Source organism: Roseomonas sp. TAS13, from assembly GCF_001950415.1.
Lineage (GTDB): Bacteria > Pseudomonadota > Alphaproteobacteria > Acetobacterales > Acetobacteraceae > Roseomonas > Roseomonas mucosa.
Genome location: NZ_BDLP01000780.1, coordinates 1 through 689, shown reverse-complemented (window position 1 = coordinate 689; position 689 = coordinate 1). Strand labels below are relative to the sequence as shown.

General features: G+C 76.9%; 1 protein-coding gene. It reads right to left on the bottom strand.

Annotated features, from left to right (window positions below):
* The coding region (locus ROTAS13_RS25475) for a glycosyltransferase (protein WP_139323622.1) at nt 1-689 on the bottom strand (689 nt) is incomplete at both ends.

Here is a 689-nt window from a genome sequence, read left to right as displayed (position 1 = left end):
CCCGTAGCGGCACCGGATAGGCGGGACCCGGCGGCACCGCGAGCGGTGGCGGCGCGGCGCGGAAGTCCTCGATCACGGCGCGATAGGCCCGCGCCACCGAATCCGGCGAGAGCACCGTCCGGGCGAAGAGCCGCGCCCGCTCCCCGATCGCGTCGCACAGCCCGGGATCGCGGCTCAGTGCCGCCAGGGCAGCCACCATCGCGCGCTGCGGCGCCAGGGCGGGCAGCGCCAGCACCGCATCGCGCGGCAACTCGGCATAGGCTCCCGTGTCGGAGACCAGCGCGCAGCGCCCCGCCGCCAGGGCACGTGCCAGGGTGCCGGAGCTCTCCCCCACCGAGGGCGCGCGCAGATTGGCCAGGACGTCGCAGGCGGCGATGTGGAGGCCGAGCGCCGATTCCTCCAGGAAGCCCGTCACGCGCAGCCGGCCCTCCGCCCGCAGGCGCTCCACCACCGGGCCGGGCGGTCCTGTCACCGCCTTGTCCCATTCCCCGGCATGGAGCCAGAGCAGGCCCGGCCGGCGCGGCGCCAACGCGGCCACGGCCTCCGCCACCCAGCCGAGGCGCTTGGCGCGCGAGGCGAAGCCCGCGGTGAGGATCACGAAGGCATCCCTCGGCAGGCCCAGCGCCACGCGCGCCGCTTCCCGGTCGTACGGGCCCGGCAGGGCCAGATGCGGGATGACCGCGCAGCGC